The following is a 24,203-nucleotide window of genomic DNA, read 5'->3' as shown; positions in this document are numbered from 1 at the left end:
CGTGCTCCTCAGACCCAGTACGCGACGCGGGAGCGGTAGTTGCGCAGGCAGACCAGCGCGACGGCGATCCCGACCACCGTGATCGCCCCGGCGATGTACCAGTGCCGCCAGGCGATCTCCTGGCCCAGCATCGGCTGGCGCAGGATCTCGACGAAGTGCATGACCGGGTTGAGCTCGGCGATCCGCGCCCGCTCGGCCACGGCCGGGTTCTTCAGCAGCGTGTCGTACTGCCACACGATCGGCGTCATGAAGAACAGCAGCTGCGACAGGCTCCCGATGATCGGCGGGATGTCGCGGAAGCGCGTCGCGACGATGCCGGTGAGCACCGAGATCCACGCGCCGTTGAGCACCAGCAGCAGGAACGCCGGGATCGCGAGCAGCAGCGTCCAGCTCAGCGGCTGCGGGAAGATCACGACGAGCACGACCCACACCACGAGGTTGTGCACGAAGAACAGCGACTGCCGCCAGACGAGCCGGTAGATGTGCAGGCTCAGCGGGGCCGGCAGGAACCGGATCAGCCCCTCGTTGGCGATGAAGACCTCGCTGCCCTCGAGGATGCAGCCGCTGATGAAGTACCAGATCAGCAGGCCGGTGGCGACGTAGGGCAGGAACGTCGCGATGTCCTCGCCGAACAGCGCGCCGTAGAGGATGCCCATGGCGGTGGCGACCACCGCCATGGTCACGCTGATCCAGAGCGGGCCGAGCACCGAGCGGCGGTAGCGCTGCTTGATGTCCTGCCAGCCGAGGTAGCCCCACAGCGGCCGCTGCTTCCAGCCCTGGCGCAGGTCCCCGAACGCGCGCGACCAGCTGCGCGGGCCGGGCTCGTCCGGGAGCGCGGGCGTCGTGGCGGCGCCCTCGGTCCGGTCGTCGCCGGCAGTCACCGTCTGTGCCACGGATCGAGACTACCGGCGGGCCCGGGGGGCCCCTGACGCGGTGCGGCCCCCGACCCGGCTACAGGTACTGCCCGGTGCCGCGGCCCATCGGGTTCTCGCCGGGCTGGCCCGGAACCGCACCGGGCGGCAGGCCGCGCCGCATCTGCTCGAGCTGCGCGCGGGCGGCCATCTGCTGGGCGAACAGGGCGGTCTGGATGCCGTGGAACAGCCCCTCCAGCCACCCGACGAGCTGGGCCTGCGCGATCCGCAGCTCCGCGTCGGACGGGGTGGCGTCCTCGGTGAAGGGCAGCGACAGGCGGCCGAGCTCGTCGCGCAGCTCGGGCGCCAGGCCGTCCTCCAGCTCCTTGATCGAGTTCTCGTGGATCTCGCGGAGGCGGGCGCGCGAGGCCTCGTCGAGCGGCGCGGCGCGCACCTCCTCCAGCAGCTGCTTGATCATGGTGCCGATGCGCATGACCTTGGCGGGCTGCTCGACCATGCCGCCCAGACCGCCGCCGCCGCTCTCGCCGTCGGAGTGCGCGACCTGGGCCATCCCCACGGGCTGCCCGTCGGGCCCGATGACCATGACCTGCTGCTCCGCGCCGTTCTCCGGCTGACTCATGACCACGCTCCGTGCTCGTCGGTTGACTGATCGATTAGGTGCCCTCGCTACCGTATCCGGATGGCGTACGACGTCGCTCGGGTGCGCGGGCTCATCCCCGCGCTCGGCGACGGCTGGGTCCACCTCGACGCGGCCGCCGGGATGCAGCCCCCGGAGAACGTCGTGTCCGCCGTCTCGGGGGCCTTCCGCAGGCCGCGCTCCGCGCCGGGTGCCCCGTTCGCGGCCTCCCGACACACCGCCGACGTCGAGCACGCGGCCCGGTGCGCCGTCGCGGACCTCGTCGGCGGCGATCCCCGCGGCGTCGTGCTCGGGCCCGGCCCGGCGGTGCTGCTGGCCCGGCTCGCCGACGCCGTCGCCGACACCTGGGTGTCCGGCGACGAGGTCGTCCTCTCCCGCCTCGACGACGCCGCGAACGTGCTGCCCTGGCTGCGCGCCGCCCACCGGCGCGACATCGCCGTCCGCTGGGCCGAGATCGAGATCGAGTCGTGCGAGCTGCCCGCGTGGCAGTTCGACGAGCTCCTGACGGGCGCCACGCGCGTCGTCGCGGTGACGGCGGCGTCGGGGCAGGTCGGCACGCGGGTCGACGTCGCCGGGGTGGCCGCGCGGACGCGGTCGGCGGGCGCGCTGCTCGTCGTCGACGCCTGCGCCGCGGCCGCCTACGGGCCCGTGCGCCTCGACGACCTCGGCGCCGACGTCGTCGCGCTCGACGCCGCGGCGTGGGGCGGCCCGCACCTGGGCGCGCTGGTGTTCCGCACGCCCGCGCTGCTCGACCGCCTCACGAACTGCTCGCTCGACCCCACCGCCCGCGGCCCCCGCCGGCTCGAGGTCGGGCCGCACTCCACGCCGCAGCTGGCCGGGCTCGTCGCGTCGGTGGACCACCTCGCCGGCCTCGACGACGCCGCCACGGGCACGCGGACCGAGCGCCTGCACGCCTCGCTCGAGGCCCTGCACGCCTACCAGGACCGCCTCCTCGACGAGCTGCTGCTCGACCTCGTCGGCGCCGGCGCCACCGTCCTGGGCTCCGCGCCCGACCGCATCCCGGCCCTCGCGCTCACCCACGCCGTGAAGGCCGCCGAGCTGGCCGAGCACCTCGCCGACCGCGGCATCTGCGTGGTCCCCGACCCCGGCGAGCAGGGCGTGCTCGCCCACCTGGGCACGGCGGAGGTCGGCGGGGTGCTGCGGGTGGGGCTGGGCCACTACACGACCCCGGCCGAGACCCGCGCCCTCGCGGCGGCCCTGGCGTCCCTCTAGAAGGCCCGCGAGTCGGGGTCTGGCTGCGACCGAGTCGGGGTCCTGCTGCGCCCCGTCGTCTCAGGTCGTCAGCAGGAGCTTCCCGACGACCCCGCCGCCCTCCAGCGTTGTGTGCGCCTCCGCGGCCCGCTCCATCGGCACGGAGCCGTGCACGATCGGCCGCACCCGCCCGTCGGCGATCATCGGCCACACGTTCGCCGTGACCTCGGCGACGACCGCGCCCTTGCCGTTCGGCCCGAGCACCGGGCGCCCGCGCAGCCCCATCGCGGTGACGGAGCCGCGCTTGCGCAGCAGCGCGCCGATGTCGAGCTCGCCCTTCACGCCGCCCTGCATCCCGATGATCACCAGTCGGCCGTCGGGGGCGAGGGCGTCGATGTTCGCGGCGAGCCCCTTGGCGCCCATGTTGTCGAGGATGACGTCGGCGCCGTGGCCGTCGGTGGCCTTCTTCAGCTCGGCCGGGATGTCGTCGTGGTAGTCGATGACGATGTCGGCGCCGAGCTCGCGGCAGCGCTCCAGGCGGTCGGGGGCGCCCGCGGTGGCGGCGACGCGCGCCCCGAGCGCCTTCGCCACCTGGATCGCGTGCGTGCCGATGCCGCTGCTGCCGCCCTGCACGAGGAACGTCTCGCCCGAGCTCAGCCGCCCGGCCATCACGATGTTCGACCACACCGTGCACGCCACCTCGGGCAGCCCCGCCGCCGTCACGAGGTCGACGCCGGTCGGGATCGGCATGAGCTGCGCGGCCGGCACCGCCACCTTCTGCGCGTAGCCACCGCCGGCGAGCAGCGCGCAGACCTCGTCGCCGACCGCCCAGCCGTCGACGCCCTCGCCGAGCGACGCCACGCGCCCCGAGCACTCCAGCCCGATGATGTCCGACGCCCCGGGCGGCGGCGGGTACTTGCCCTCGCGCTGCATGAGGTCGGCCCGGTTGACCGCGCTCGCGACGACGTCGAGGACGACCTCGCCGGGCCCGGCGACGGGGTCGGGCACCTCCGTCCAGCGCATCGAGTCGGGTCCACCGGGCTCGCTGACCGTGATCGCAAACATGGCCGGGACGCTATTCCCTCGCGCGGCGCCCGGCGATCGGGGACCGTGGCACGCGATGGAGCACTGGCCGCTGCGTGACCTCGTCCTGCGCACCCCGCGCCTGGAGCTGCGCCCCGACGACGACGTCGGCCTCGACGGTCTCGTCGAGGCGGCTTACGCCGGGGTGCACCCGCCGGAGGAGATGCCGTTCCTGGTGCCGTGGACCGAGGCCGACCCGGCCTACCTGGGCCGCGGGATGCTGCAGTACTTCTGGTCCGAGCGCGCGCGGCTCGCCCCGGAGAGCTGGTCGATCCACTTCCTGGTGCGCCACGAGGGCCGGGTCATCGGCACGCAGGGCCTCACCGGCACCGACTTCGCGACCACCCGCGAGGTGTCCAGCGGGTCGTGGCTGGGCCGCGCCCACCAGGGTGTCGGACTGGGTACGGAGATGCGCGCCGCGGTGCTGCTGTTCGCGTTCGACCACCTGCGCGCCCGCCGCGCCCGCTCCGACGCCTTCCCCGACAACCACGCCTCGCACCGCGTCTCGGAGAAGCTCGGCTACCGCCGCGACGGCACGACCACCGTCGTGCGCCGCGGCGAGCCCGTCGACGACGTGCGGCTCGTCGTCGGGGAGGCGGAGTTCGTGCGCCCGGACTGGGCGCTGGCCGTCGAGGGCGTCGACGGGTGCCTGGGGCTGCTCGGAGCGGCGTGACCCGGGTCCGGGCTCAGCCGAGGTTCACACCCCGCGCGAACGTGTCGCACTGCGAGGGGTCGCCCGTCTCGTACCCGGTCGTGTACCAGCGCTCGCGCTGTGCCGAGCTGCCGTGGCTGAACTGGCTCTCGTCGACCTGACCGCCACCGAGCTGGGTCTGGATGTAGTCGTCGCCGATGCGGGCGGCGGTGTCGAGCGCGGCGGCGACGTCGTCCTGGGTGACGTCGACGATCAGCGGCTCGCCCGACGACGTCGGCGTCGTCGTCGCGTGGTTGGCCCAGACGCCGGCGTAGCAGTCGGCCTGCAGCTCGAGGCGGACCGAGCCGGAGGTCGGGCCGGTGTCGCCGGACTGCACGCGCGAGTTCGTGCCGAGCAGCGCCTGGATGTGGTGGCCGTACTCGTGGGCGATGACGTAGGCGCGGGCGAACGTGCCACCGCGCGCGCCGAACGTCTGCTCCAGCTCCTGGAAGAAGCCGAGGTCGATGTAGACCTCGTTGTCGCCGGGGCAGTAGAACGGCCCGACCGCGGAGCTCGCGCTGCCGCACGCGGTGTTCACGCCGCCGCTGAAGAAGTTGGTGCGCGGGGGCTGGTAGGTCTGGCCGGAGCGGGCGAAGGCGTCGGTCCAGTAGCCGTCGAGGGAGTTGACGACGGCGACGACCTCGCAGTCGAGCTGGGTGTTCGCGTCGGCGCCGGTGCGGCAGCTCTGCGCGGCCTGCGAGGTGTCGGCCGACTGGCCGGACGAGAGGCCGGACAGCCCGCCCGGCAGCTCGAACCCGCCGCCACCCCCGCCCGTGCTGCCGCCGCCGAGCTGGGAGATGAGGAAGTAGAGGATCAGGCCGATGATGCCGAGCCCGCCGCCGCCCGCGGCGACCCGCCCGCCGAGCGCACCGCCGCCTCCGCCCCCGCCACCGCGCAGGTCGTCGATGTTCGACGTGTCGAGATCGGCGTTCTCGTTGAACCGCATGCGCTGTCTCCCCTGACCTGTGCCCGGCCCGGACCGGTGATCGGCCGAATCCCACCACACCGGCGGGTCGGGCGACACCGGACGCCCGGCGCGGCGAGCACGACCCGGCCCGACCCACCCCGGCCGCTAGGCTGCGGGGAGGGAAGCGTGGCAGAGCGGCCGAATGCACTCGCCTTGAAAGCGAGAGACCCGCAAGGGTCCGGGGGTTCAAATCCCTCCGCTTCCGCCAGGTCTACCAGCGTAAACAGCATTCAGTGACCGTCCTCGTCGCCGTTGTGGTCAGCGGTGGTCTCAGTTGTGGTCTCACTCGTGGCCCAGAGCAGGCCCCCGACGCGCTCGGCGACGTCGGCCCGGATCGCCGCGGTGAGGTGCTGGTAGCGCGCGGCCATCGAGCTGTGCGACCAGCCCATGAGGCTCATGACCACGCGCTCCGGGACGCCGAGTAGCAGGAGGACTGTGGCAGCTGTGTGCCTCGCGTCGTGAAGGCGGACGTCCCGGACACCGGCCTCCCGCAAAAGGTCCTTCCAGTGCTTGTTGTCCGTCCGGAAGTGGATCGTCTCGCCCGTCTGCGAGGTGAAGATCCAGCCGCCGTCACGCCAGAGCTGCCCGGCGGTCGCACGCTCGTTCTCCTGCTCGACGCGGTGCTTGCAGAGAAGCTCAACGAGCGGAGCCGGGAGGCCGATCACGCGCCGGCCCGCCCGCGTCTTCGTCTCGGCGGCGACCGCATGAACGTTCCGGCGCTGTGGGCAGTTGCCCGCCCGTCGCCCGCACAAGCCTCCGCAGTCGTGAACCCACTTCGGCCGCTGCAGCGAGCGCCGTATGACCATCCGGCTCGCATCGAGGTCGACGTCCGTCCACTGAAGTCCGAGAGCTTCGCCCTGGCGGAGCCCGAGCGCGAGCGCGACGGCCCAGCGGGCGCGGTTGCGGTGTCGGCCGGCGGTGTCGAGCAGCCTGCGCACCTCGTCGAGGGTGAGGGGATCGACCTCCCACTCGGCGAGCCTCGGCGGCTTCGCGATAACTGCCGGATTCTGGTGGAGGTGACCGCGCCGCACGGCCACGTTCAGTGCCGTCCGGACCGTGCGGTGTGCCTGGTGCGCGGTGGCGGGCGCCCGGCCAGCCTCCAGCATCCGGACGTAGACCTTCTCCAGGTGTTCGGGTTCGAGCCGGTCCAGTCGGTGAGCCCCGATGGCGGGCGTCAGATGTTTGTAGACGGCGAACCGGTAGCCGGCCAGCGTCGACGGCCGCACGGTGGGCGCCGCGATGTTCTCCACCCAGTGCGCCAGCCACTGCTCGACCGTCCAGCCCTGACCCGGTTTCTGGAGGTGGCCGTCGTCGCGGGCCTTCTCGATGTCGCGCGCCTTCTTGCGGACCTCCTTCTCGGAGCGTCCCGTCATGTGCCGGCGGTCCGGCCGGCCGTCGTCCCGAACGCCGACGGTGATCCGCCCGTGCCAGCGGCCGTCCGCGCCGGGATAGAAGCTGCCCGCGCCGTTGGGGGCGCGGGTTCCAGCCTTCCGCCGGGTCATCGCTGCCGCTCCCGGATGAACTGTTGAAGTGCGTCCAGGGGGACACGGCGAAGCCGGCCGATCGGTACCGTGGCAACTTGCCCTGTGCGGATCAGCTCGAACATCGTCGTCCGGCCGATGCGCAGGACCTCTGCGGCCTCCTCCACGGTGAGCAGCAGTTGCGGTTGAACGGTCGTCTCGGTGGTCACGTGGGCTCCTCAGGTGAGTCCGGCGGCGAGCAGGGTGGCGGAGATGCCGGCCGCGGCGCCCAGGACGACGCCGGCCAGGACGAGCGGACCGACGCCGCGGGCCTTCCAGGCCAGGGCGATGAGCACGACCGCGAGCAGTAGGACGGTCACGGCGATGGTGGTGGCGGTACTCATCGGGACGACTCCTGTCGGTTGTGGATCGCGGCGGCGAGCTGGTCGTCGGCGGCGAGTTCGTCCCAGCCGATCCGCTTGTCGGCGTGCGCGGCGGCCAGGGCGCGGATCTCGACGGTGGTCAGGTAGGAGCAGCGGGCGTAGTGCCACTGTTGGCCGTCCTGCACGATCGCCATGCCCGGCCGGACCAGGGTCAGAGCGCGCTTCTGGTCCTCGGATGCGAGGCCGCCGAGGACCATCTCCGCTGTCTGCGGGTCGTTGACCTGAAGGCAGATCCGCCCGGACACCTGCGCCCGGATGCTGGTGATGTTCTTGCCCAGGTCGGAGCCGAACCGCTGCCCGCAGAGGATCACGTGGATACCCATGGCGCGGACCAACTGCACGATGCGCAGCAGCTCCCGGAGCAGCTGGTCGGCGATCTTCTCGGTCTGGTGGTCGTGGGCGAGTTCGGCGACCTCGTCGACGAGCACGTACACCCGCCGCAGATGCACCCCGGCCGCGTCGGCCTCGGCCACGTTGCGCACGCCGAGCCGGCGCAGGATCGCCGCGCGCTGCTCGGCCAACGCTAGGACCCGTCCGCAGGAGGTGAGGACCTCTCGCTGCGTGACGGCGACCTCGGTGTAGCGGGCGCGCCAGGCCTCGGCCTCGATCCCGAATTTGAGGTCCCAGAACACGAGCACGCCGTCGGTGGGCGCGATAGCGGCCTGGACGCAGGACAGCAGCATCGACTTGCCCGACCCGGTGGCGCCGATGAGCTGGTAGTGCGGGTGCTCGGTGAAGTCGAGGATCATCGGGTCCCCGGTCTCGGTGGCGCCGACGGCGAGCCGGCCGGGCTCGATCTCCCGGGGGCGTTCGGTGACGCGGACGAGCGGGTCGCGGCGCAGGATGCGCAGCTCGAGGAACCCGGGCTGTTCGGGCAGCTCGATCGCCTTGACCGCCTGGACGCGCGCGGTGTAGCGCAGCGGGATCGCCGCCTCGGTGTACTGCCCGAGGTGCTGCCCGGGCCGTAGTCGCACCCGCATGGTCCAGCCGTGCGCGTTGACGCGGTAACGGTCGAGCCGGGGCACCGCGTGCACGGTGGTGTGCAGCCGGGTGCCGTACTTGTCGGTGTGGGTGCGCTGGATCGCGAGGCCGGTGGCGGCGCAGAACGCCTTCCAGAGCAGCCCGAGCCGGGCCAGCGTCAGCACCGTGCACAAGTACCGCCAGGCGGTGATGGTGCCGCGGATCAGTGCCGAGCCGGCCTGGATCGCCATGGTGCGGATCACCGCCCAGTAGTCGGTTCCCTGGTCGGTCGTGGCCGGCGGGTTCATGTCGATGGCGGTCGGATTCATCGCGGCGCTCCTTCGCGTCGGCTGGGGTCGGGTGTCTCCGGGATGGCGGGTTGGCGGGGATGGACGCCGCAGCGGCCCCGCCGGCGGACCTGTCGGCTGATCAGCGGCCGGTCGCAGACCTCGCAGCGGTCGGCCAGCGGCGGCCGGACGCGGGCCGTCACGGCGTGTGCTCCGTGCGATCGGTCGTCGGCTCGGCGTCGATGACGGGCCAGTGCTGGGCGAACTCGGCGTACTCGCGGGCCCGGGCCCGGGCGGCGCATTGGGCGTCGGTCGCGGCGCGGCGGTGCACCGGCTCGGCGGTGTGCCGAACGAGCAGCGTCCACAGGCGCGCCTCCTGCTCGTGCAGGGTCGAGAGCCGGCGGTACTTGGCCGCACCGGTGATGAGCAGGGCGGCGCGCTGCTGCTCGTTGCGGACGCGCCGCACCGCGGCCTCGACCATCGACGGAACCGACATGAGCGGGGACTGGATCGAGGTGGTCATGTGCGCGCGCTCCTCGGTGTGGGTGTCGGGTCGGGGGGCGCGATCTCGCCCAGGTAGAGCCAGTCCCCGCACTCCGGACAGCCGCTGGACAGCGCCTGGATGTGTTCGGCGGTCCAGTCGGGCGAGGCCGGCTCCCAGGCGTAGCGGCAGCCCTGGCAGATCAGCACCGGCCGCTCCTCGACGATGGCGGCGCGTGCTCGGGGCCCGGTCATCGCCGCACCTGCCCGCGCTGGCCGGCCGTCTTGCGGCGGCGGTGTGCCTTCCAGATCTCGGCCCATGCGGTCCAGCCCAGGTAGCCGGCGGCCAGCAGGAGACCGAGGTACAGGGCAGGGTCGGACAGCGCCGTGGCGAGCCGGTCCAGCTCGGGCCAGACCGCGCAAGCCAGGGCGAACACGCACATGAACGCGAGCCACGCCGCGACGAACTGGTAGCCGCTGATTCGGTCGAGCCACCTCAGGGCCGGCCCTCCCCGCGCGCGCTGAGGTAGACGGCGATCGCGTAGCCGTCGCGCTCCTCCGTCAGCGGGTACACCCGCGCGCCCTCGATGGCTCGCAGGGCGCGCACGCCATGCCGGTCGCAGCCCGGCCGGGATCCGCCGACCCGATCGACGATCCGCACGACGGCGGGCCGATCGCAGCCCGGCTCGCCGGCCGTCGTCAGCTCGCATCCCGCACACATCAGCTCACCGCCTCGGCGGCCGGGCGCGGCTTGCCGCCGGTGGCGCTGATCGGGCGCATGGAGCTGGCCCGGTACCAGACCTGCACGCCGATGGGCTGGCCCTCGCGATTGCGCTTCTCCATGACGCCGATCTCGAAGTCGATCAGCTCCATGAACGTCCCCGGTGCGAGTCCGTCGCCCGGGTTGCGCTCCGCCTCGATCGTGACGTTGATCAGTTCCCGAACCGGGCGGCCGAACGCCCGGAACTCGGCCGCGAGCTGGGCGACCCACTTGGGCAGCCCAGCCTTGCTCGTCTCCTGGCGCTCGTTGTCACCGAACGCCAGCTTCGGGGAAACCCCGAGCAGCATCAGCGTGGCGAAAGTCCTTGCCTGGTCGATCTTGTAGTTCTGAATCACGAGCCTGTCCTCTCGTCGCCGGGGCCCGCTCGGGTCCTCTAGGCAAGTGAACGGTAGCACAGATAGCTAGGCGTCTAGAGGAGTTGATTCGATCACTGATGGAAACACGCCCCGCGTCAGCGAGCTGGGAAGTCGTACTCCAGGACGTAGGCAGGCGCGGCCTTCACCGTGTCGCATGCCTCCACAGCGCGACCTTCGGTGTCGTACGCGGTGCGCAGCACGGTGAGTACTGGCGTGCCGGGGGAGAGCTGCAGGCGCCGCCGCTCGTCGGCGGTCGGCATCCGGGCGGTGACTTCCTCGGTGAACCGGTCGAGGGTGTGGCCCGCCTCCTCCAGGCGAGCGTAGATGCCGCCCGGCCCGCTGTCGTGCTCGACGATGCGGGTGCCCTCGGCGAGATCCGCCGGGATGTAGGAGACCGCCGTCTCGATGGGCTGGCCGGAGGCGAGGTACCGCCGCGATCGGATCACGACCTGTGCGGCGTCGTCGAGCATCAACCGTTCCCGGATGAGAGCTGGCGCCTGCCCGCGGCCGACCTGGATCTCATCCACGCTCGCGGTGACACCAGCCTTCTCGGCCTCGGCGAGGAAGGCGGCCTGCCCGGCGTCGCGATGGCGCCGCGCGAACCGGTCGGAGGCAAGCCGGCGCACGGGCGCCGGGAGCCGGACGAACACGCCGCGGCCCTGCTCGGCGACGACCCGACCCTCGGTGCGGAGTTCCTGGACGGCCTGGCGGACAGTCATGCGGGCCACGTCGTAGTGCCGCATCAGGTCAGCTTCCGACGGCAGCTTGTCGCCGGCCGCGAGGTCGCCGCGATCCATCGCGGCGCGCAGTTGGTCGGCGATCTGCCGGTACGGGGCGCGATCCCCGCTCCGGTCGAGCGACCCGAGTGCCACAACTCCTCCAGACGTGTAGATGGCTGTAGTTTATGGCCACTACAGGCATCAGGAGCAACTGGAGACTCTGGAGGCAGCTCGGTGGCCGACACCCCGAAGCACTCGGTGAGCGTCGCCGGGATCGTCATCCGCGACGACGGGCGCATCCTCGCTATTCAGCGCCGCGACAACCACCACTGGGAACCACCCGGTGGGGTCCTGGAACTCGACGAGACGTTCGAGGCCGGCGTCCGCCGTGAAGTGCACGAGGAGACCGGCGTCGATGTCGAGGTCGAGCGCCTCACCGGCGTCTACAAGAACCTGCCGCGCGGCATCGTCGCCCTAGTGTTCCGCTGCCACCCTCGAACCGCCGCAGTCGCCGACACCGCGGAAGCAGCTCGCATCCGCTGGCTGACCGTCGACGAGATTACCGCGCACATGGACCCGGCCTACGCCATCCGTGTCACCGACGCGCTCTCGGATTCCCCTGCCACCCGCGCGCACGATGGCACCAATCTCGTCACGGCCTGATTGAGGCGCATGCTGACGGGCGGCGGCGCGGCGCTGCGCCCGACGCAAAGCGTCCGCGCGGGGCGTGCGGCGTTCGGCCGGTCTCCGCGCGGCGCGCAGCTCCGACAAACCGCCGGTATGGCGACTTTGGATGCACTACGATCGCGGAATGCCTGAGGAGTTGACAACACGTATTGCGAGCTGGCTCACGGAGACGGGACACCCGTTCGAAATGCTCGCAACACGATCCGTTGCTAGCGCCCTTGCGGGTACAGAATGGCGTGTAATATCTAACATCTTCCACGAGGATCTAGAGACCAATAAGCCCCGTGAAGTTGACATCGAACTGCACTGGATAAGCGCCCTCGAAGAAGTCGAATCTCGCTTACCTCTGAGCGTAGAGCTCCAAGTCCTTATCGAATGCAAGACTGCTGCCGAACCATGGATCATCTTAAGGCACGGTCCGGACGAATCTCGGCCGTGGACATCCCGTGCAAGGCCGCTCCTCGACGTCAGCTACCTCTCAGGCGCCGTAAATTGGTCGCAGTACCAAGCTGGCACAAGTATGGACCCGCTTCTCTCCAGCCTATCTGACCATCTAGAAAGCCATCTGCCGGCCCATCAAAGTCCCGGTTACGCAATAATGGACGCGTTCAAGGATCGGAAATCAAGTTACGATGCTGTTCGGCAAGCTGTCGCGTCGTGCATCAATGCGGCCGCCACGGTGCATCTGTCATACTCGGTCCCTGCAGTATCGTGGTACTTTCCCGTCGTGTTGACGTCGGCTCGCCTATTTGAGGCCAGCCTTGCCGACGCCTCTGATGACTTGGACATCCGCGAGGTGGAGCGCACCAGCGTTCTTGCTTCGCTGCCAGGTGCGACTGACTGTGTCGTCACGATAGTCAGGCCGCCTGCGTTGGTGTCCTTGACTGATGACGTGAAGGACATTGAGCACGTCGTTGAAGATTTTCTGAGTCGCTCGTCGCCTGACATGGTTCGCGTAGCGGCAAATGAACCGTTTCTGATCAGTTCGTCACCGCCGCATATTGCTGAACGCCGCAAGGCGATAAATGCTATCTGATCATAGAGAATCGGCCTATTCCCTCGCCGGGTGGGCAAGCCTCAGGGGTAGCGGGTGGGTGCAGCCCTCTGGCCGTCCCCTTGCGGCGCGCGCCTGTTCCATTGCACCGCAGCCGGGTAACGCTGGGGCGGCCTTGAGAATGCTTTTGACCGATGGCTGTTGGCCAGCCGGGTAGGGGATGCCGCACCTATGGGACCGCGTGACTATACCGAGCCGACTAAGAAGGCTCTGTTTACGCTGAGCATGGGACAATGCTACGCACCCGATTGTCCGGAGCGTGTCGTACGCATGGCAGATGAAGTGCCTATCGTTCTAGTTGAGATCGCCCACATTCACGCAGCTAGCCGGAACGGTCCGCGCTGGCGGTCTGACATGACGGATGACGAGCGCCGGGCGTTCGAGAATCTCATACTGCTTTGCGTCTATCATCATAAGCTCGTCGACAACAAGCCTACAGGCAACAACTTCAAGGTTGCGACACTTCGTGCCTGGAAAAATCGTCGTGAACAAGGCCTTGCCCCGCTTCTTCAGGGCCTCACAGAAGTTGACCTTAAGGAATTACTTGCAGAGAACCTGCAGGAGGTTATCGGCGAGACCAGGCGTGAGTTGTTGGGGGCAATCCGTGTCGTTGAAGGTATTGCTGCCGAGTCGGCCTCGATGTTGAGAGTTCTGGTAGAGCAGACGTTGAACCGTCCGTACCTGGATGCGGAACTCGTCGGCTCTCTGGCAGAGTCAGCGCGCGCCTTCGGCGTGCTCCCCGACTATGCCCCGGGCCTCTCGGATTCTGCGCGAAGCCTACGACTTATGCCTGACTACGTACCGATGTTGAAAGACTCAGCTCGGCCACTGAATAATCTACCTGACTATGTGGCAATCTTGCAGTCTGCGACACGGGAAGTAGCGCGAATCCCGGAGCATTCGACGCAACTACTCCATGCTGTCACGCAACTGCGTGAAGCGGCCGACTCAAACTCTTCCCTCCTTAGGGATGTGCGAGAATTTGTCGGCGTGATGGAGTCATTGTCGAGCCTGGAGCGCAGCGTTCAGAGTCTGCTAATTGCCTCAAAGTCGGCCGCTGACAACGCCGTTCTGCTGGATGAAGTTTCAGCTGCTGCGTCGACGATCAGGGTGCCCGACCGTCTAACCTACTTCAGAAACGGCGCAATTGCGGGAATGTTGGTCACCATAGTTCTGGTTGCCATAATTTGGTATCAGGTTGCAGGCTCAGTTTCACCATAAGCCTTACAACAATGCCCTCGCCGGGCGGCAGGCCTCCGGGATGGCGGGATGCGTCATCCCGCCGCCCTTCCTTCGGACTACCGCACGGCGACCCGGGGGCAGAGCTGCATGAGATCGGCCGGCGGTTCCGTCGAGGGCTGCCCCCGGGCCGCCGCACGGTCGGGTTGCACCAGGCCGACGGGATGACGCACCAACTCCAGCGTGGTCAAGATCGCCGGGGTGTCAGGAGGCAGCAGGCGCACGGGAAGGATCGGCACGGCGACCAGCGCGCACGGCTCACCGGGGGAATGGCCCGGCACCGGGGGCGAGCGTTCACACCGAAGAGATCCACGTGATGGTCGTCCGGATCAGTGATGGCCCGAATCACTGGGCCAAACTACTCACAAGGTTGTAGTTCTATTCTGGCGCGGTATCCAGCACAATGCGACGTTGTCAGGCACCGCCGACTGGGTTTCACGTATCGGCAGGCGGGCGGCATGCAGCGCACACTCCAACGGCGTATGTGATGTGACGCGAATCCAATTTACACTACGTACCTCATGGGCAGACGCAAGGTCGTAAAGGCGCGGACTCGACGAGCATTATGGAGGAACTGGGGCTATCTGATGCTGCCGCTGATCCTGTGGGCGTGGTTCATCGCGCAGCTTGGGCCTGCGCCGATCGCTGTCATGTCAACGCTTGCGTTTGGGTTCTTCCTTTTTCAGGCCCAGGCCCCCTGTTGTGCTCAGACTCGCCAAGGCGAGTGGTGTCGGAACAATGCTTCCGGAATTCTTGGCGGTTGCTACCTGAAAAACCATCGGTGGCAAAACGTTCGAATGCTGGTCGATCGCGCAACCCGGCAGAAGGCGGTGAATGGCGTCTTGCGCGGCGTGGACGGGAAGGCGGCTACGGTATCTGCCGCAATAGCGTTTTGCGCACTGCTCGTTAGCATTGGGTTACTACTTGTTAATATGTCCAAGGCCTAGCCTCTCTCGATCTACTGGTGCACTCGCCAGGCGGCTCAGGATGGCCGAGCTGGCAAGGAAAGCGACGTCGGGTGACAGGTCCGAGGATTTGCGGGCACACACACGGACTGCCGGTTAACAGGACCGGCTCCCGTGGGCGAATCCAGGTATCGAGAAAGTTGGGAGGCGAAGGCTGGCCCGTCGTTGACGCAGGCGAAGCCGCGCCCGTGCTTGAACAGTCGCTTCCGCACCCGAGTCCGCCGGTTGTAGACGCGACCGGTGGACCGCTCGACGCGCTCGACGGTGATCTGCTTGGTGAGCCTCTTCGACCGGTACCAGCGCCGCAGGACGCGGCCGGCCTGGATGCCGACGGCCGGGGTGACCTGGCGGACGGCGAGAACGGGACGCAGGCCGCGGTAGCCCCAGAACCGGCCGGGTCCGCTCGTGTGGTCAATGAGCTCGGCGTCGAAGCTGCCGCAATCGGGGCACTCGTCGCTGTCGGCGTCGAACTCCGCGCCGCAGTCGTCGCAGACCAGGACGGCGCTGCACCACTCGCGCGGCACGAGGTGCTGGTACTCCTTCCCGCCCGCCGTGCCGTACTTGGCGAAGTAGACCGCCATCCGGCGCGGGTCGGTGAGCTTGAGGCCCTCGGCGTAGTCCACGCCGGTGCCGGCGAGGCGGTGCCGGCGGCGCTGTTCGGCGTCGGGATGCGCGACGATCTCGGCCCACGTCAGGGAGAGCCAGGCGCGGAAGTCCACGGACCGGATGCGTCCGGCGTCGGGGTCGTAGACGCTCGTGAAGCCCATCGGGGGAGTGGTCGAGATGTGGAAGTGCGGGGCGCCGCGTCGCTGGAACTCCAGCTTCCACGGCCCGATCAGCGGCTCGCCCCAGGTTCGTTCGTAGCGCTTGCAGAGCGCCCAGAAGTGCCGCTTCACAGTCTCGGCGTCGGGGGCGACGGTGAGCCAGTCGCCCGGGTAGGTCAGCGTCAGCATTGCGGGGAGTCGGCCGGTGCGATCGACGACGGCAGCGCGCGGGGAGCGGCAAGCCGGGCAGTGGTCGAGCTGGTCAGAGTGCTCGGTGCCGCAGTCGGTGCAGGTCCGATACCGGCCGTAGAGGCGCGTGTAGTCCAAGTCGGACAGTCGCGCGACGAGCCGGGCGCGAGACTTCGCGCTCCACGCGTAGATCGTGCCGCGGGTCGGTACCGGTTCGGGGACGTCGCGGCCCTCCGTGAGGTAGCTGGCGCGCATGTCGACGTCGGCCTGGTGGTGGCGGACCTGGCGCTCGTGGGTGCGCTCGGTGCGGGCGTAGTCGTGGGTGCGGACCCGGATGACGCCGGGGCTGACGACGATCTCCCAGCGTGGCCCCTCACCGAGTACCGCGTCCCTGCCCGATCCCTCCGTGATCGAGGGCAACAGGTCGGCCGCGGCCGCCACCAGCTCCGGTATGGGAAACGCCGGTCGCCACAGTTCGCCGACGTCCGCCCGAGTGTGTTCGTCGAGGGTGCGGACAGATATGGCAGATGGGACAAGCCCTTCGCCGCCGGCCGGCGGCGCCCCGGTCCCGTCGTGCTTGCCGGTTGGGCCAGCGGCCTGCCCTGGGTGCCAGCCTCCGGCGCACCCAGGGCGGCCTGGGCCAACCGGCCGCAGCCGGTCTGGTGCGGCGCCGCCAGCAGAAGGGATGTCCACCGTGCCGATCTGTGCGCCCATCACGAACGCCCAGATCGAGCGTCGGGGTACTGGTGCGCCGTCGACCTAGCCGACCCTGTCATCGTCCAGAGCGACTGCTGCATGATCACGAGCGCTGCCGGGTCTGGTCTCAGTTCTGGTCTCGTTCGTCCTCGTCCGGCCCGGTGTTCCCGGGTCCGCGGCGAGTGCGACGGCGCACCACAGCGCACCGGTTGGACCAGGGCGGACCCCCAAGTTCGTCCCTTGAAAGCGAGAGACCCGCAAGGGTCCGGGGGTTCAAATCCCTCCGCTTCCGCCCGTCTCCGCCCGTTGCGGTTCCGCGATCAGGACCGGCGGAGGAAGTCGATGCGCATCAGCCGGCTGTCGGCCCAGTCCTCGAGCCGTGTCGGCCGGATGGTGCCGGGGTCGTGGGGCTGGTTGAGATCCGCGACGATCTCCGCCAGCACGGCCTGGCGTTCGGCCGGGTCGATGACCGGCGTGGCCCGTGCGGGCAGGTCCGCCCGGATCCCGTTCTTGAGGTGGACGGTGAAGTCGGGATGGGCGAGGAGGTTCGCGTGCCAGTCGGTCGCGGCACCGCCGGCGCCACTGCACAGGTAGGTGGCGCCCGCGGCCCGGTAGAAGAAGATCTCGATGCGGCGTGCTCGGCCGGTGCGGCGCCCCGACGTCGTGATGTCGATGATCCGTTCCCTGGTGCCCGCGGCGGGCGTGATCTCGATGGCTCGCCGGATGTGCTCGGGCAGGTGGGACAGGGACGCGTCCCCTGCGGAGTCGTCCGACCGGGTCGTGTCCGGAGTGCTCATGCGGTCTCCGCCTGGAGGGCGGGGCCGAGGAGGAGACCACCGTCGATGACGTACTCCGACCCCGTGATGAACGACGCGTCCGACGACGCGAGGAACAGCAGGAGCCGGGTGACGTCGATCGGCTCGCCGAGCCGGGGGACGGCGAACGGCTCGGGTGAGTAGTCGTCGGCGATCGCCGCGGTGGCGCCGGCTGCCGGTTCGTGGATGAAGGGTGTCGCGATCACGCCGGGGTGGATGGTGTTCACCCGGATCTGATCGCGGCCGAGCTCGAGGGCTGCCGTCCGGGTGAGGCCCCGCACGGCCCACTTGCTGGCGACGTACGGCGCGTACCGGGCCGTGCCACCCACGCCCATCGTCGAGGCGATGTTGACGATGGCTCCCCCTGCCGCGCGGCGCAGGGCCGGGATGGCGGCCTTGATGCCGAGGAGGGTCCCTGTGAGGTTGACGTCGAGGATGCGCGACCACGTGGCGCGGTCCGTGTCCTCGATCAGCGCCGGCGGGTTCTGGACCCCCGCGTTGTTGACGAGCACGTCCAGGGCGCCGAAGGTGCTCTCGGCGGCCAGCACGGCGGCGGACCACGAGCTCTCGTCGGTGACGTCGAGCCGGATGGCGTGAGCACGGGTCCCGAGCTCGTCGGCGAGAGCGGCGCCGCGTTCGGCGTCGATCCCGCCGATCACCACGTTCGCCCCCTCCGCGTGGAAGGCGCGCACGTGGCTCGAGCCCTGGCCGCCGCTCCCGCCGGTCACGAGCACGGTCTGGTCGTCGAAGCGGTTCATCAGGTGTTCCTCCGGTACGCGGCCAGTGGTGAGCTGAGTGACTCACCTCGTCTGAGGCTAGGTCGGTGGTAGTGGTGAGTCAAGCCACTCACCTCGTATGCTCGGCGCCATGAGCAGGGTCGTACCGACGTACCACCAGCGCGTCGCCCGGGAGAAGCGCGAGATGATCGTGACGGCCGCGACCGCACTGTTCCTCGAGCTCGGCTACGACCGGACGTCGTTGGCGCGGATCGCGGAGCGCTCGGGGGTCTCGCGGGCCACCTTGTTCAAGCAGTTCCCGAGCAAGCCCGCCCTGTTCGACGCCATCGTCACCGAGTGCTGGTCGACCGCCGACGAGGACGACCCGCCTCCGGCGGGCGACGTCGTCGACGGGCTCACCGCGATCGGTCGCCGGTACGCCGAGCTCCTGAGCCGGCCTCGGATGACCGACCTGTTCCGGATCGTCATCGCCGAACTGCCGCGGTTCCCCGAGCTGGCCCGTGCGCAGTTCTCGCAGGGGAAGATGCCGTACTTCGACTCCGTGCGCGGCTACCTCCTCGCCGAGCACGAGGCGGGAACGGTGCGGATCGAGGACGTGGACCTCGCCGCCACCCAGTTCCTGGGCATGATCTCCAACTACCTCTTCTGGCCGGCCCTCCTCGTGCCGGGCTGGGAGGTGAGCACCGACCGCGTCGCTCAGGTGATCGACGAGGCCGTCCGCACCACCACCGCCCGGTACGCCGTGACGGCACAGGGGTTGGGGCGGTAGGGGCCCGGACCCACCTTCCTGCCGGACCGTGATCGTCGGGAACGTGACGTCACGGTCGGTCGGGCGAGGGTGGTGGTGCGGGTCCCGGCGATCACCGGGCGTGGTTCGTCTTGTGATCGTCGGAAGTGTGACCTCACGGCCCCTTCAGCGACCGTGAGGGCGCACTCTCGGCGATCACCGGCGGCGGTCGGGGCGTGATCGGCGTGACCGTGACGTCACGGCCCTCTCGGCGACCGTGGGGGCGCACTTCCGACGATCACCGCCGTCGATCGGGGGTGGGAGCGCCTCGGGTGTGCACTTCCGATGACCATGCCGGGGCCGCTCAGTACCGGTGGGCCGCCCGGTCGGAGCGCCACTCCCACGCCGGTCCGCCGTTGCCGCCGCGGCTGGTGGGTCGGTGATCGTCGAGAGCGTGCCGTGGGGGTCGGTCGGGCGACCGTGGTGGTGCGGTCCCGGCGATCACCGCCGCCGGTTCGCGTCGTGATCGTCAGGAGTGCGACCTCACGGCCCTCCCGGCGACCGTGGGGGCGCGCTTCCGATGATCATGCCGCGAGCATCCGGTCCCGGTGGGCCGCCCGGTCCGAGCGCGCCCGCGCCTCGCTCCCGCGGCTCGGATGCCCCCGCTCACCTCAGGTGCCGCGCGAAGAACCGGTTCGCGTCGTCCCCCTCGAACCACGGGACGCCGGTGTGGCCGCCCGTGTTGGCGTGCAGCGTCTTCTCCCGCGACCCGAGGGCGTCGAAGAGGTCCAGCGCCATCTGCCGGTCGTTGCCCTCGTCGTCCCACTGCAGCAGGACCAGCAGCGGGATGTGCACCTGCCGGGCCTCCTCGACGATCACCCGGGGCACGTAGCTCCCGGCGAACAGCAGGGCGGCCGTGATGCGCGGCTCCACCACCGCCAGCCGCACGCCGATCGAGACCACCCCGCCGGAGTAGCCGACAGGTCCGCCGAGGCCCGGTAGCGGGAGGAGGGCGTCCAGGGCGGCCCGCCACTCCGGCACCGCCTGCTCGACGAGCGGCAGGACGAGCCGGTCGACGATCCCGTCGTCCACCCGATCACCTGCCGCCAGGGCTCGCTGCAGGTCGGCGCGGGCCTGCTCGGCGTCGGCGGAGCGGGGTCGCTCACCGGCCCCGGGCAGCTCGAGGGTGGCCGAGGCGAAGCCCTCCCTCGCCGCGTGCCGGGCCCGAGCGGCCAGCCGAGGGTGCATCCTGTCCAGCCCGCCGGGGTGGCCGACCAGGATCAGCGGGGCCGGGGCGGACGCGGGACGGGGCGTCCACAGGATCCCCGGGACGTCGCCGAGGGTGAAGCGGCGCTCGAGGACGTCGTCGAGGTGCTGTTCGGAGGTGAAGCGCAGGGTCGTGGGCACAGTGGCGCGAACGTAGCCGTGCCCCGGCGGACGGCCAACGGGTTTGCGTCAGGCCAGCACCTCCACGTACCCGTCCGTCCCGTGCACGCGGATCCGCTGCCCGTCGACGAGGATCCGGGTGGCGTCGACGACGCCGACCACGGCGGGCAGGCCGTACTCCCGCGCGATCACGGCGCCGTGGGTCATCAGGCCGCCCACCTCGGTGACCAGGCCGGCGATCGTCACGAACAGGGGCGTCCAGCTGGGGTCGGTGAACGCGGTGACCAGGATGTCGCCCGGTCCGAGGTCGGCCTGCGCCATGTCCAGGACGACGCGGGCCCGCCCCTCGACGACGCCGGCGGAGACCGGCAGCCCGACCAGCGCACCGGGCGGGGCGTCGTCGCGCCGGTAGGACCCGGTGAGGACCTCGCCGTCGGAGGTGAGCACGCGGGGCGGGGTGAGCGCGGCGTAGGACCGGAACGCCTCCCGGCGCCGCGCGAGGAGCCCCTCGTCGACGTGCCCGGTGCGCACGACGTCGCGCAGCTCGGAGAACCGCAGGAAGTGGACGTCCTCGACGGCGCGCAGCACGCCCGCCCGCACGAGGCGCTCGGCCTCGTCCACCAGCGCCCGCCGGTAGACGGCGTAGCGGCGGACCATCCCGAACTTCGGGTACTCCCGGTACCCGATGAAGGTCCGCACGCGGTCGATCATCCGCTGCGTCTCCTCGGCCTTCTCCGCACCGCCCGGCAGGGCGCGCAGGCGCTCCAGCACGTCCTGCTCCTTCGCCCCGGCCTCCTCCAGCCCCTGCTCGAAGCGCCGTGCGGCGGCGCCCGGCTCGGCGTTCCGGACGTGGCCGAGGATCACCGGCACGAGGGCGGAGGGGCGCTCGCTCCACCGCGGCCGGGTGATGTCGATCTCGCCGACGCAGCGCGCGCCGTACTCGTCGAGCCACCCCTCGAGGGCGTCGCGCGCCTCCTGCCCGCCCGGGAGCACGGCCAGCTCGTCGAGGAAGTCGTCGTCCTCGACGTGCTCCAGGAGCGCCACCACCTCGGGGTGCGGGCGGATCGCGTCGGCGACGTCCAGGAGCGCCAGCCCCATCTCCGAGGTGACGTTGTGCGGGACCGACTGCGTGAGCACGTCGGCCGCGTTCCTCTCGCCCAGCCACTCGTGCAGCCGGTCGTTCAGCCACCACGCCGCCTCCATCGCGGAGAGGAAGACCTGGGCGCTGCGCGGGTCGAACAGGATCCGCCGCAGCTCCTGGAGGTCGGTCTCGACGACGTCCAGCAGCGCCTCCCCGGACTGCCCCGCGATGGCCCGCTCGGCGGCGGCGACGGACTCCCGGTTCTGCTCGATCAGCCCGGTCACGATCGCCGGATCGGTCTCCGGGGGCTCCGGGGTGCCGCTGCCGGGCAGCGGCGCGGGGGTGGGCGCGTCCGGGAGCGGGCGGAGGAAGCCGTCGCGGGCGAGGAGGGTCCGCAGGGCGTCGCCGGTCAGCGGGTCGGACCGGCCCACCGCCTCCACGAGTCCGTCCCGCGCCGCCGGGGAGGCCAGCCGCTGCGTGACGTCGACGAACAGCCGCCCGCCCGCCTCGGCCATGGGCGCGGGGGTCGTCATCTGCCAGAACGAGAGCCCGAGCGGCGTCATCGGGTCGGTCATCATCTGCTGGTGCCCGACGGAGAGGTACACGTGGTTCTCGTCGTCGGTGGTCTCGGGCACCGGGAACAGCGTCGTGATCGGGCGGCTCTGGACGATGGCGAACCGGCCGTCGACCAGGCACCACTCGACGTCCTGCGGGCTCCCGACGTGTGCCTCGATCCGCCGACCGAGCTCCGCGAGCGCCACGACCTGCGCGTCCGTCAGCACCGGCCGGTCCTGCAGCGCCGGGTCGACCGCCCGCTCCTGCGTCCCGCCCCCGGGCGAGGCGGTGACCACGACCTTCTTCGTGCCGACCGCCCGCGTGACGACCGCGCCGTCGCGCACGGTGTGGACGTCCGGGGTGACCAGGCCCGACACCAGCGCCTCGCCGAGGCCGAGGGTGGCCTCGACGGACGTGGTCCGCCGGTCGGACGTGACGGGGTCGGCGGTGAACAGCACGCCCGCCGCCTGCGGGAACACCATCCGCTGCACGACCACGGCCATGTCGACGGCCCGGTGGTCGATCCCGCGGCGCTGCCGGTAGGCCACGGCCCGCTCGGTGAACAGCGACGCCCAGCACCGGCCGATGTGGCGTAGGACCTCCTCCGGGCCCACGACGTTGAGGTACGTGTCCTGCTGGCCGGCGAACGAGGCCGTCGGCAGGTCCTCGGCCGTCGCGCTGGAGCGAACGGCGCAGGCCGTGTCCGCACCGAGCCCGGCGAGGGAGCGCGTGACCGCCGCCGCGAGGTCGTCGGGGACGGGCACCTCCTCGACGGCCCGGCGCACCTCGGCGCTGAGCGTGCGCACCGCCTCGCGGTCGTCGGGAGCCACCCGCGACAGCCGGTCGAGCAGGTCGTCGAGCGAGGGGGCCACGATCGTCCGGAACGCCGCCGTCGTCACGCAGAAGCCGGGCGGCACCTCGACGCCCGCGATCCGCGACAGCGCACCCAGGTGCGCGCCCTTGCCGCCGACGAGCGCGACGCGGGTCTCGTCGACCTCGTCGAGCCCCACCACCCACGGGCCCCGCGCGCGTTCCGTGTCCGGCATGTCCGCACCTCTCACCGCTGGCCCCGACCGATCGGCCGCCGATTCTGCGGGCCGACCGGGGTCTTGCCGCAAGCCCCGGGGTCGGCTATACGTTGAAGAGGGCGAGAACGATCACTGCTCCCGCAGGTCCTTGAAGTACCGGGCGACGGGCCACGGCACGAAGCCGAGCGACTCGTACGCCGCCCGCGCGGGGGCGTGCCCGGCGTCGCCGCCGGTCTCGACCATCACCATCCGCAGCCCGGCCGACCGGACGCGGTCGAACGCGCGGGCCGTCAGCGCCGCCCCGACGCCCTGTCGCTGGTGCGCCGGGTCGACGGCGAGCACGTGCACCTCGCCCATGTCGTCGCCCGGGTGCAGCCGCGTGCAGATCCACCCCGCGACCACGCCGTCCACGAGGGCCACGTCGACGTTCCCCGGCTCGTCGTCCAGCACGGCGGCGAGGTCGGTGAGCTGCCGCGCGCGCCAGCCGTCGGGGTAGAACGCGTCGTGGACGAACCCCGGCACCGCGTCGCGGACCTGCGGGAACACCGGCTCCCAGGCCCGCAGCGACAGGTCCAGGACGGCCCGGCGGTGCTCCTCGGCGTACGGCGCGATGGTCACGGGCACGGGCGGTGCCTCCTTCAGCGGAGCAGCGCGCGCAGGACGCGGGCGTTGCGGGCCGGGTCGGGCGCCCCGCCCGTGATCGCGGGGGTGTGCACGAAGGACTCGACGAGCCGGACGGTGGCGTAGGCGAGCTCGTCCGCGGTCAGGTCGATCGTCACGCGGCCCGCGGCGAAGTCCTCCTCCAGGAACTCCGCGACCCGCTCGATGAGCCGGCGCTGGAACTCGCTGGCGTCGTGCGTGAGCAGCCGCGCGATCAGCTCGGCCTCGTCGGACTGCATCTTGCGGATGCCCGGGTGCGCGATCACGTCCTCGGCCCACCGGCTGAGCACCTCGGCGGTCCGGCTGCCCGCCCCCTCCGCGGCCCGCACCGACGTCCACAGCCGGGCCAGGGCCCGGTCGGCGCTCGCCCAGAGCACCTCGACCAGCAGCTGCTCCCGCGTGCCGACCCAGCGGTGCATCGTCACCCGGCTGACGCCGAGTTCCCCGGCCAGCGCCTGGATGTCGAGGCGGCGGCCCTGGTTGAACCACTCGCGGGCGAGGTCGAGAGCGTCGAGCGGGGTGGCCCTGGCGGGCCCGCGGCCGTGCGCGAGCTCCCGCTGAAGGGGGGTTGGTGGCGCCACCACTACTCCGTTCGTCGCAGTGGACGTACCGCTGGACGCGCCGTCGTCACTGTTTCGGCCCTCCTCGCGTTGAAGCGGTTACAGCGCTGGC

Annotated in this window: 27 protein-coding genes and 1 tRNA gene; 8 read left to right on the top strand and 20 right to left on the bottom strand. The window is 70.8% G+C overall.

Features of this window, described 5'->3' with window-relative positions:
- Nucleotides 1-8: 8 nt before the first annotated feature.
- Nucleotides 9-893, bottom strand: coding sequence for a galactan export ABC transporter permease subunit Wzm/RfbD (gene wzm / locus HOP40_RS07125; protein WP_420821789.1), 885 nt, complete (start codon nt 891-893; stop codon nt 9-11).
- A gap of 58 nt (nt 894-951) precedes the next feature.
- Nucleotides 952-1,491 (bottom strand): bacterial proteasome activator family protein, encoded by a 540-nt coding sequence (locus HOP40_RS07120; RefSeq protein ID WP_172155852.1) that lies wholly within the window; start codon nt 1,489-1,491, stop codon nt 952-954.
- A gap of 60 nt (nt 1,492-1,551) precedes the next feature.
- Between HOP40_RS07120 and HOP40_RS07115 the strand changes: the two genes are divergently transcribed.
- The gene (locus HOP40_RS07115; RefSeq protein WP_172155850.1) at nt 1,552-2,742 is read left to right on the top strand and encodes an aminotransferase class V-fold PLP-dependent enzyme; all 1,191 of its coding nucleotides are present in this window, start codon (nt 1,552-1,554) and stop codon (nt 2,740-2,742) included.
- Nucleotides 2,743-2,802: 60 nt separating this feature from the next.
- On the opposite strand, the gene HOP40_RS07110 is transcribed toward HOP40_RS07115, so the two are convergent.
- On the bottom strand, nt 2,803-3,786 hold the full coding sequence (locus HOP40_RS07110) for an NAD(P)H-quinone oxidoreductase (RefSeq protein ID WP_172155848.1): 984 nt from the start codon (nt 3,784-3,786) through the stop codon (nt 2,803-2,805).
- 55 nt (nt 3,787-3,841) lie between these two features.
- Here HOP40_RS07110 and HOP40_RS07105 point away from each other — a divergent pair, with 55 nt between their 5' ends.
- Entirely contained in the window at nt 3,842-4,477 is a 636-nt protein-coding gene (locus tag HOP40_RS07105) for a GNAT family N-acetyltransferase (protein WP_172155846.1), read from the top strand.
- Nucleotides 4,478-4,490: 13 nt separating this feature from the next.
- On the opposite strand, the gene ypfJ is transcribed toward HOP40_RS07105, so the two are convergent.
- Nucleotides 4,491-5,441 (bottom strand): KPN_02809 family neutral zinc metallopeptidase, encoded by a 951-nt coding sequence (gene ypfJ / locus HOP40_RS07100; RefSeq protein WP_172155844.1) that lies wholly within the window; start codon nt 5,439-5,441, stop codon nt 4,491-4,493.
- A gap of 141 nt (nt 5,442-5,582) precedes the next feature.
- On the opposite strand from ypfJ, the gene HOP40_RS07095 reads away from it, so the two are divergent.
- A tRNA-Ser gene (locus HOP40_RS07095) sits at nt 5,583-5,670 on the top strand.
- Nucleotides 5,671-5,692: 22 nt separating this feature from the next.
- Here HOP40_RS07095 and HOP40_RS07090 read toward each other — a convergent pair.
- From HOP40_RS07090 to HOP40_RS07050, 9 genes are all read right to left on the bottom strand, one after another.
- Complete coding sequence (locus HOP40_RS07090) at nt 5,693-6,964, bottom strand: tyrosine-type recombinase/integrase (protein ID WP_172155842.1); 1,272 nt, start codon at nt 6,962-6,964, stop codon at nt 5,693-5,695.
- Entirely contained in the window at nt 6,961-7,152 is a 192-nt protein-coding gene (locus HOP40_RS07085; protein WP_172155840.1) for a helix-turn-helix domain-containing protein, read from the bottom strand. The genes HOP40_RS07090 and HOP40_RS07085 overlap by 4 nt, the downstream gene beginning before the upstream one ends.
- Before the next feature lie 9 nt (nt 7,153-7,161).
- Nucleotides 7,162-7,326 carry a hypothetical protein gene (locus HOP40_RS07080; protein ID WP_172155838.1) on the bottom strand — a complete coding sequence of 55 codons (165 nt, stop codon included), beginning with the start codon at nt 7,324-7,326 and terminating at the stop codon, nt 7,162-7,164.
- A complete protein-coding gene (locus tag HOP40_RS07075) occupies nt 7,323-8,654 on the bottom strand; it encodes an FtsK/SpoIIIE domain-containing protein (protein WP_172155836.1) in 1,332 nt (443 codons plus the stop codon). The genes HOP40_RS07080 and HOP40_RS07075 overlap by 4 nt, the downstream gene beginning before the upstream one ends.
- A 157-nt stretch (nt 8,655-8,811) precedes the next feature.
- On the bottom strand, nt 8,812-9,135 hold the full coding sequence (locus tag HOP40_RS07070) for a hypothetical protein (protein ID WP_172155833.1): 324 nt from the start codon (nt 9,133-9,135) through the stop codon (nt 8,812-8,814).
- Entirely contained in the window at nt 9,132-9,347 is a 216-nt protein-coding gene (locus HOP40_RS07065) for a hypothetical protein (protein WP_172155830.1), read from the bottom strand. The genes HOP40_RS07070 and HOP40_RS07065 overlap by 4 nt, the downstream gene beginning before the upstream one ends.
- Nucleotides 9,344-9,529, bottom strand: a complete 186-nt coding sequence (locus HOP40_RS07060) for a hypothetical protein (protein ID WP_172155828.1) — start codon at nt 9,527-9,529, stop codon at nt 9,344-9,346. Before HOP40_RS07060 ends, HOP40_RS07065 begins: the two co-directional genes overlap by 4 nt.
- 283 nt (nt 9,530-9,812) lie before the next feature.
- The gene (locus tag HOP40_RS07055; RefSeq protein ID WP_172155825.1) at nt 9,813-10,208 is read right to left on the bottom strand and encodes a hypothetical protein; all 396 of its coding nucleotides are present in this window, start codon (nt 10,206-10,208) and stop codon (nt 9,813-9,815) included.
- 116 nt (nt 10,209-10,324) lie between these two features.
- The gene (locus tag HOP40_RS07050) at nt 10,325-11,101 is read right to left on the bottom strand and encodes a GntR family transcriptional regulator (RefSeq protein ID WP_172155823.1); all 777 of its coding nucleotides are present in this window, start codon (nt 11,099-11,101) and stop codon (nt 10,325-10,327) included.
- Nucleotides 11,102-11,182: 81 nt separating this feature from the next.
- On the opposite strand from HOP40_RS07050, the gene HOP40_RS07045 reads away from it, so the two are divergent.
- The 4 genes from HOP40_RS07045 to HOP40_RS07030 all read left to right on the top strand — a co-directional run bounded on the left by HOP40_RS07045 (nt 11,183) and on the right by HOP40_RS07030 (nt 14,875).
- On the top strand, nt 11,183-11,611 hold the full coding sequence (locus HOP40_RS07045; protein ID WP_172155821.1) for an NUDIX hydrolase: 429 nt from the start codon (nt 11,183-11,185) through the stop codon (nt 11,609-11,611).
- A 148-nt stretch (nt 11,612-11,759) separates the two neighbouring features.
- On the top strand, nt 11,760-12,671 hold the full coding sequence (locus tag HOP40_RS07040) for a hypothetical protein (RefSeq protein ID WP_172155818.1): 912 nt from the start codon (nt 11,760-11,762) through the stop codon (nt 12,669-12,671).
- A 288-nt stretch (nt 12,672-12,959) separates the two neighbouring features.
- On the top strand, nt 12,960-13,910 hold the full coding sequence (locus HOP40_RS07035; protein WP_172155816.1) for a hypothetical protein: 951 nt from the start codon (nt 12,960-12,962) through the stop codon (nt 13,908-13,910).
- 539 nt (nt 13,911-14,449) lie between these two features.
- Nucleotides 14,450-14,875, top strand: coding sequence for a hypothetical protein (locus HOP40_RS07030; RefSeq protein ID WP_172155814.1), 426 nt, complete (start codon nt 14,450-14,452; stop codon nt 14,873-14,875).
- Nucleotides 14,876-14,910: 35 nt separating this feature from the next.
- On the opposite strand, the gene HOP40_RS07025 is transcribed toward HOP40_RS07030, so the two are convergent.
- The 3 genes from HOP40_RS07025 to HOP40_RS07015 all read right to left on the bottom strand — a co-directional run bounded on the left by HOP40_RS07025 (nt 14,911) and on the right by HOP40_RS07015 (nt 18,115).
- Nucleotides 14,911-16,287 carry a rolling circle replication-associated protein gene (locus HOP40_RS07025; protein ID WP_172155812.1) on the bottom strand — a complete coding sequence of 459 codons (1,377 nt, stop codon included), beginning with the start codon at nt 16,285-16,287 and terminating at the stop codon, nt 14,911-14,913.
- Between the two features lie 575 nt (nt 16,288-16,862).
- Complete coding sequence (locus HOP40_RS07020; protein WP_172155809.1) at nt 16,863-17,339, bottom strand: nitroreductase/quinone reductase family protein; 477 nt, start codon at nt 17,337-17,339, stop codon at nt 16,863-16,865.
- Nucleotides 17,336-18,115 (bottom strand): glucose 1-dehydrogenase, encoded by a 780-nt coding sequence (locus HOP40_RS07015; protein ID WP_172155796.1) that lies wholly within the window; start codon nt 18,113-18,115, stop codon nt 17,336-17,338. Before HOP40_RS07015 ends, HOP40_RS07020 begins: the two co-directional genes overlap by 4 nt.
- 109 nt (nt 18,116-18,224) lie before the next feature.
- Here HOP40_RS07015 and HOP40_RS07010 point away from each other — a divergent pair, with 109 nt between their 5' ends.
- Complete coding sequence (locus tag HOP40_RS07010; RefSeq protein ID WP_172155794.1) at nt 18,225-18,863, top strand: TetR/AcrR family transcriptional regulator; 639 nt, start codon at nt 18,225-18,227, stop codon at nt 18,861-18,863.
- A 624-nt stretch (nt 18,864-19,487) separates the two neighbouring features.
- Here the strand turns inward: HOP40_RS07010 and HOP40_RS07005 are convergent.
- The 4 genes from HOP40_RS07005 to HOP40_RS06990 form a co-directional block, all read right to left on the bottom strand.
- Entirely contained in the window at nt 19,488-20,216 is a 729-nt protein-coding gene (locus HOP40_RS07005; RefSeq protein ID WP_172167996.1) for a dienelactone hydrolase family protein, read from the bottom strand.
- Between the two features lie 60 nt (nt 20,217-20,276).
- Complete coding sequence (gene rph / locus HOP40_RS07000; protein WP_172155792.1) at nt 20,277-22,889, bottom strand: rifamycin-inactivating phosphotransferase; 2,613 nt, start codon at nt 22,887-22,889, stop codon at nt 20,277-20,279.
- A gap of 111 nt (nt 22,890-23,000) precedes the next feature.
- Nucleotides 23,001-23,495, bottom strand: a complete 495-nt coding sequence (locus HOP40_RS06995) for a GNAT family N-acetyltransferase (RefSeq protein ID WP_205347117.1) — start codon at nt 23,493-23,495, stop codon at nt 23,001-23,003.
- A gap of 14 nt (nt 23,496-23,509) precedes the next feature.
- The gene (locus HOP40_RS06990; protein ID WP_172155790.1) at nt 23,510-24,112 is read right to left on the bottom strand and encodes a QsdR family transcriptional regulator; all 603 of its coding nucleotides are present in this window, start codon (nt 24,110-24,112) and stop codon (nt 23,510-23,512) included.
- Between the last annotated feature and the right edge of the window lie 91 nt (nt 24,113-24,203).

The organism is Pseudonocardia broussonetiae, from assembly GCF_013155125.1.
In the GTDB taxonomy this organism is placed as follows: Bacteria; Actinomycetota; Actinomycetes; order Mycobacteriales; family Pseudonocardiaceae; genus Pseudonocardia; species Pseudonocardia broussonetiae.
Note: the sequence above shows the minus strand (reverse complement) of the source record. Positions and strands in the feature narration are given on the sequence as shown.

Bases quoted from the DNA above. Each gene is read 5' to 3' on its own strand.
- HOP40_RS07075 (WP_172155836.1), bottom strand. From the start codon at position 8,654: ATGAATCCGACCGCCATCGACATGAACCCGCCGGCCACGACCGACCAG.
- ypfJ (WP_172155844.1), bottom strand. From the start codon at position 5,441: ATGCGGTTCAACGAGAACGCCGATCTCGACACGTCGAACATCGACGAC.
- HOP40_RS07015 (WP_172155796.1), bottom strand. From the start codon at position 18,115: ATGAACCGCTTCGACGACCAGACCGTGCTCGTGACCGGCGGGAGCGGC.
- HOP40_RS07070 (WP_172155833.1), bottom strand. From the start codon at position 9,135: ATGACCACCTCGATCCAGTCCCCGCTCATGTCGGTTCCGTCGATGGTC.
- HOP40_RS07035 (WP_172155816.1), top strand. From the start codon at position 12,960: ATGGCAGATGAAGTGCCTATCGTTCTAGTTGAGATCGCCCACATTCAC.
- HOP40_RS07105 (WP_172155846.1), top strand. From the start codon at position 3,842: ATGGAGCACTGGCCGCTGCGTGACCTCGTCCTGCGCACCCCGCGCCTG.
- HOP40_RS07010 (WP_172155794.1), top strand. From the start codon at position 18,225: ATGAGCAGGGTCGTACCGACGTACCACCAGCGCGTCGCCCGGGAGAAG.
- HOP40_RS07020 (WP_172155809.1), bottom strand. From the start codon at position 17,339: ATGAGCACTCCGGACACGACCCGGTCGGACGACTCCGCAGGGGACGCG.
- HOP40_RS07110 (WP_172155848.1), bottom strand. From the start codon at position 3,786: ATGTTTGCGATCACGGTCAGCGAGCCCGGTGGACCCGACTCGATGCGC.
- HOP40_RS07115 (WP_172155850.1), top strand. From the start codon at position 1,552: ATGGCGTACGACGTCGCTCGGGTGCGCGGGCTCATCCCCGCGCTCGGC.
- HOP40_RS07040 (WP_172155818.1), top strand. From the start codon at position 11,760: ATGCCTGAGGAGTTGACAACACGTATTGCGAGCTGGCTCACGGAGACG.
- HOP40_RS07080 (WP_172155838.1), bottom strand. From the start codon at position 7,326: ATGAGTACCGCCACCACCATCGCCGTGACCGTCCTACTGCTCGCGGTC.
- HOP40_RS07030 (WP_172155814.1), top strand. From the start codon at position 14,450: ATGGGCAGACGCAAGGTCGTAAAGGCGCGGACTCGACGAGCATTATGG.
- HOP40_RS07065 (WP_172155830.1), bottom strand. From the start codon at position 9,347: ATGACCGGGCCCCGAGCACGCGCCGCCATCGTCGAGGAGCGGCCGGTG.
- HOP40_RS07120 (WP_172155852.1), bottom strand. From the start codon at position 1,491: ATGAGTCAGCCGGAGAACGGCGCGGAGCAGCAGGTCATGGTCATCGGG.
- rph (WP_172155792.1), bottom strand. From the start codon at position 22,889: ATGCCGGACACGGAACGCGCGCGGGGCCCGTGGGTGGTGGGGCTCGAC.
- HOP40_RS07090 (WP_172155842.1), bottom strand. From the start codon at position 6,964: ATGACCCGGCGGAAGGCTGGAACCCGCGCCCCCAACGGCGCGGGCAGC.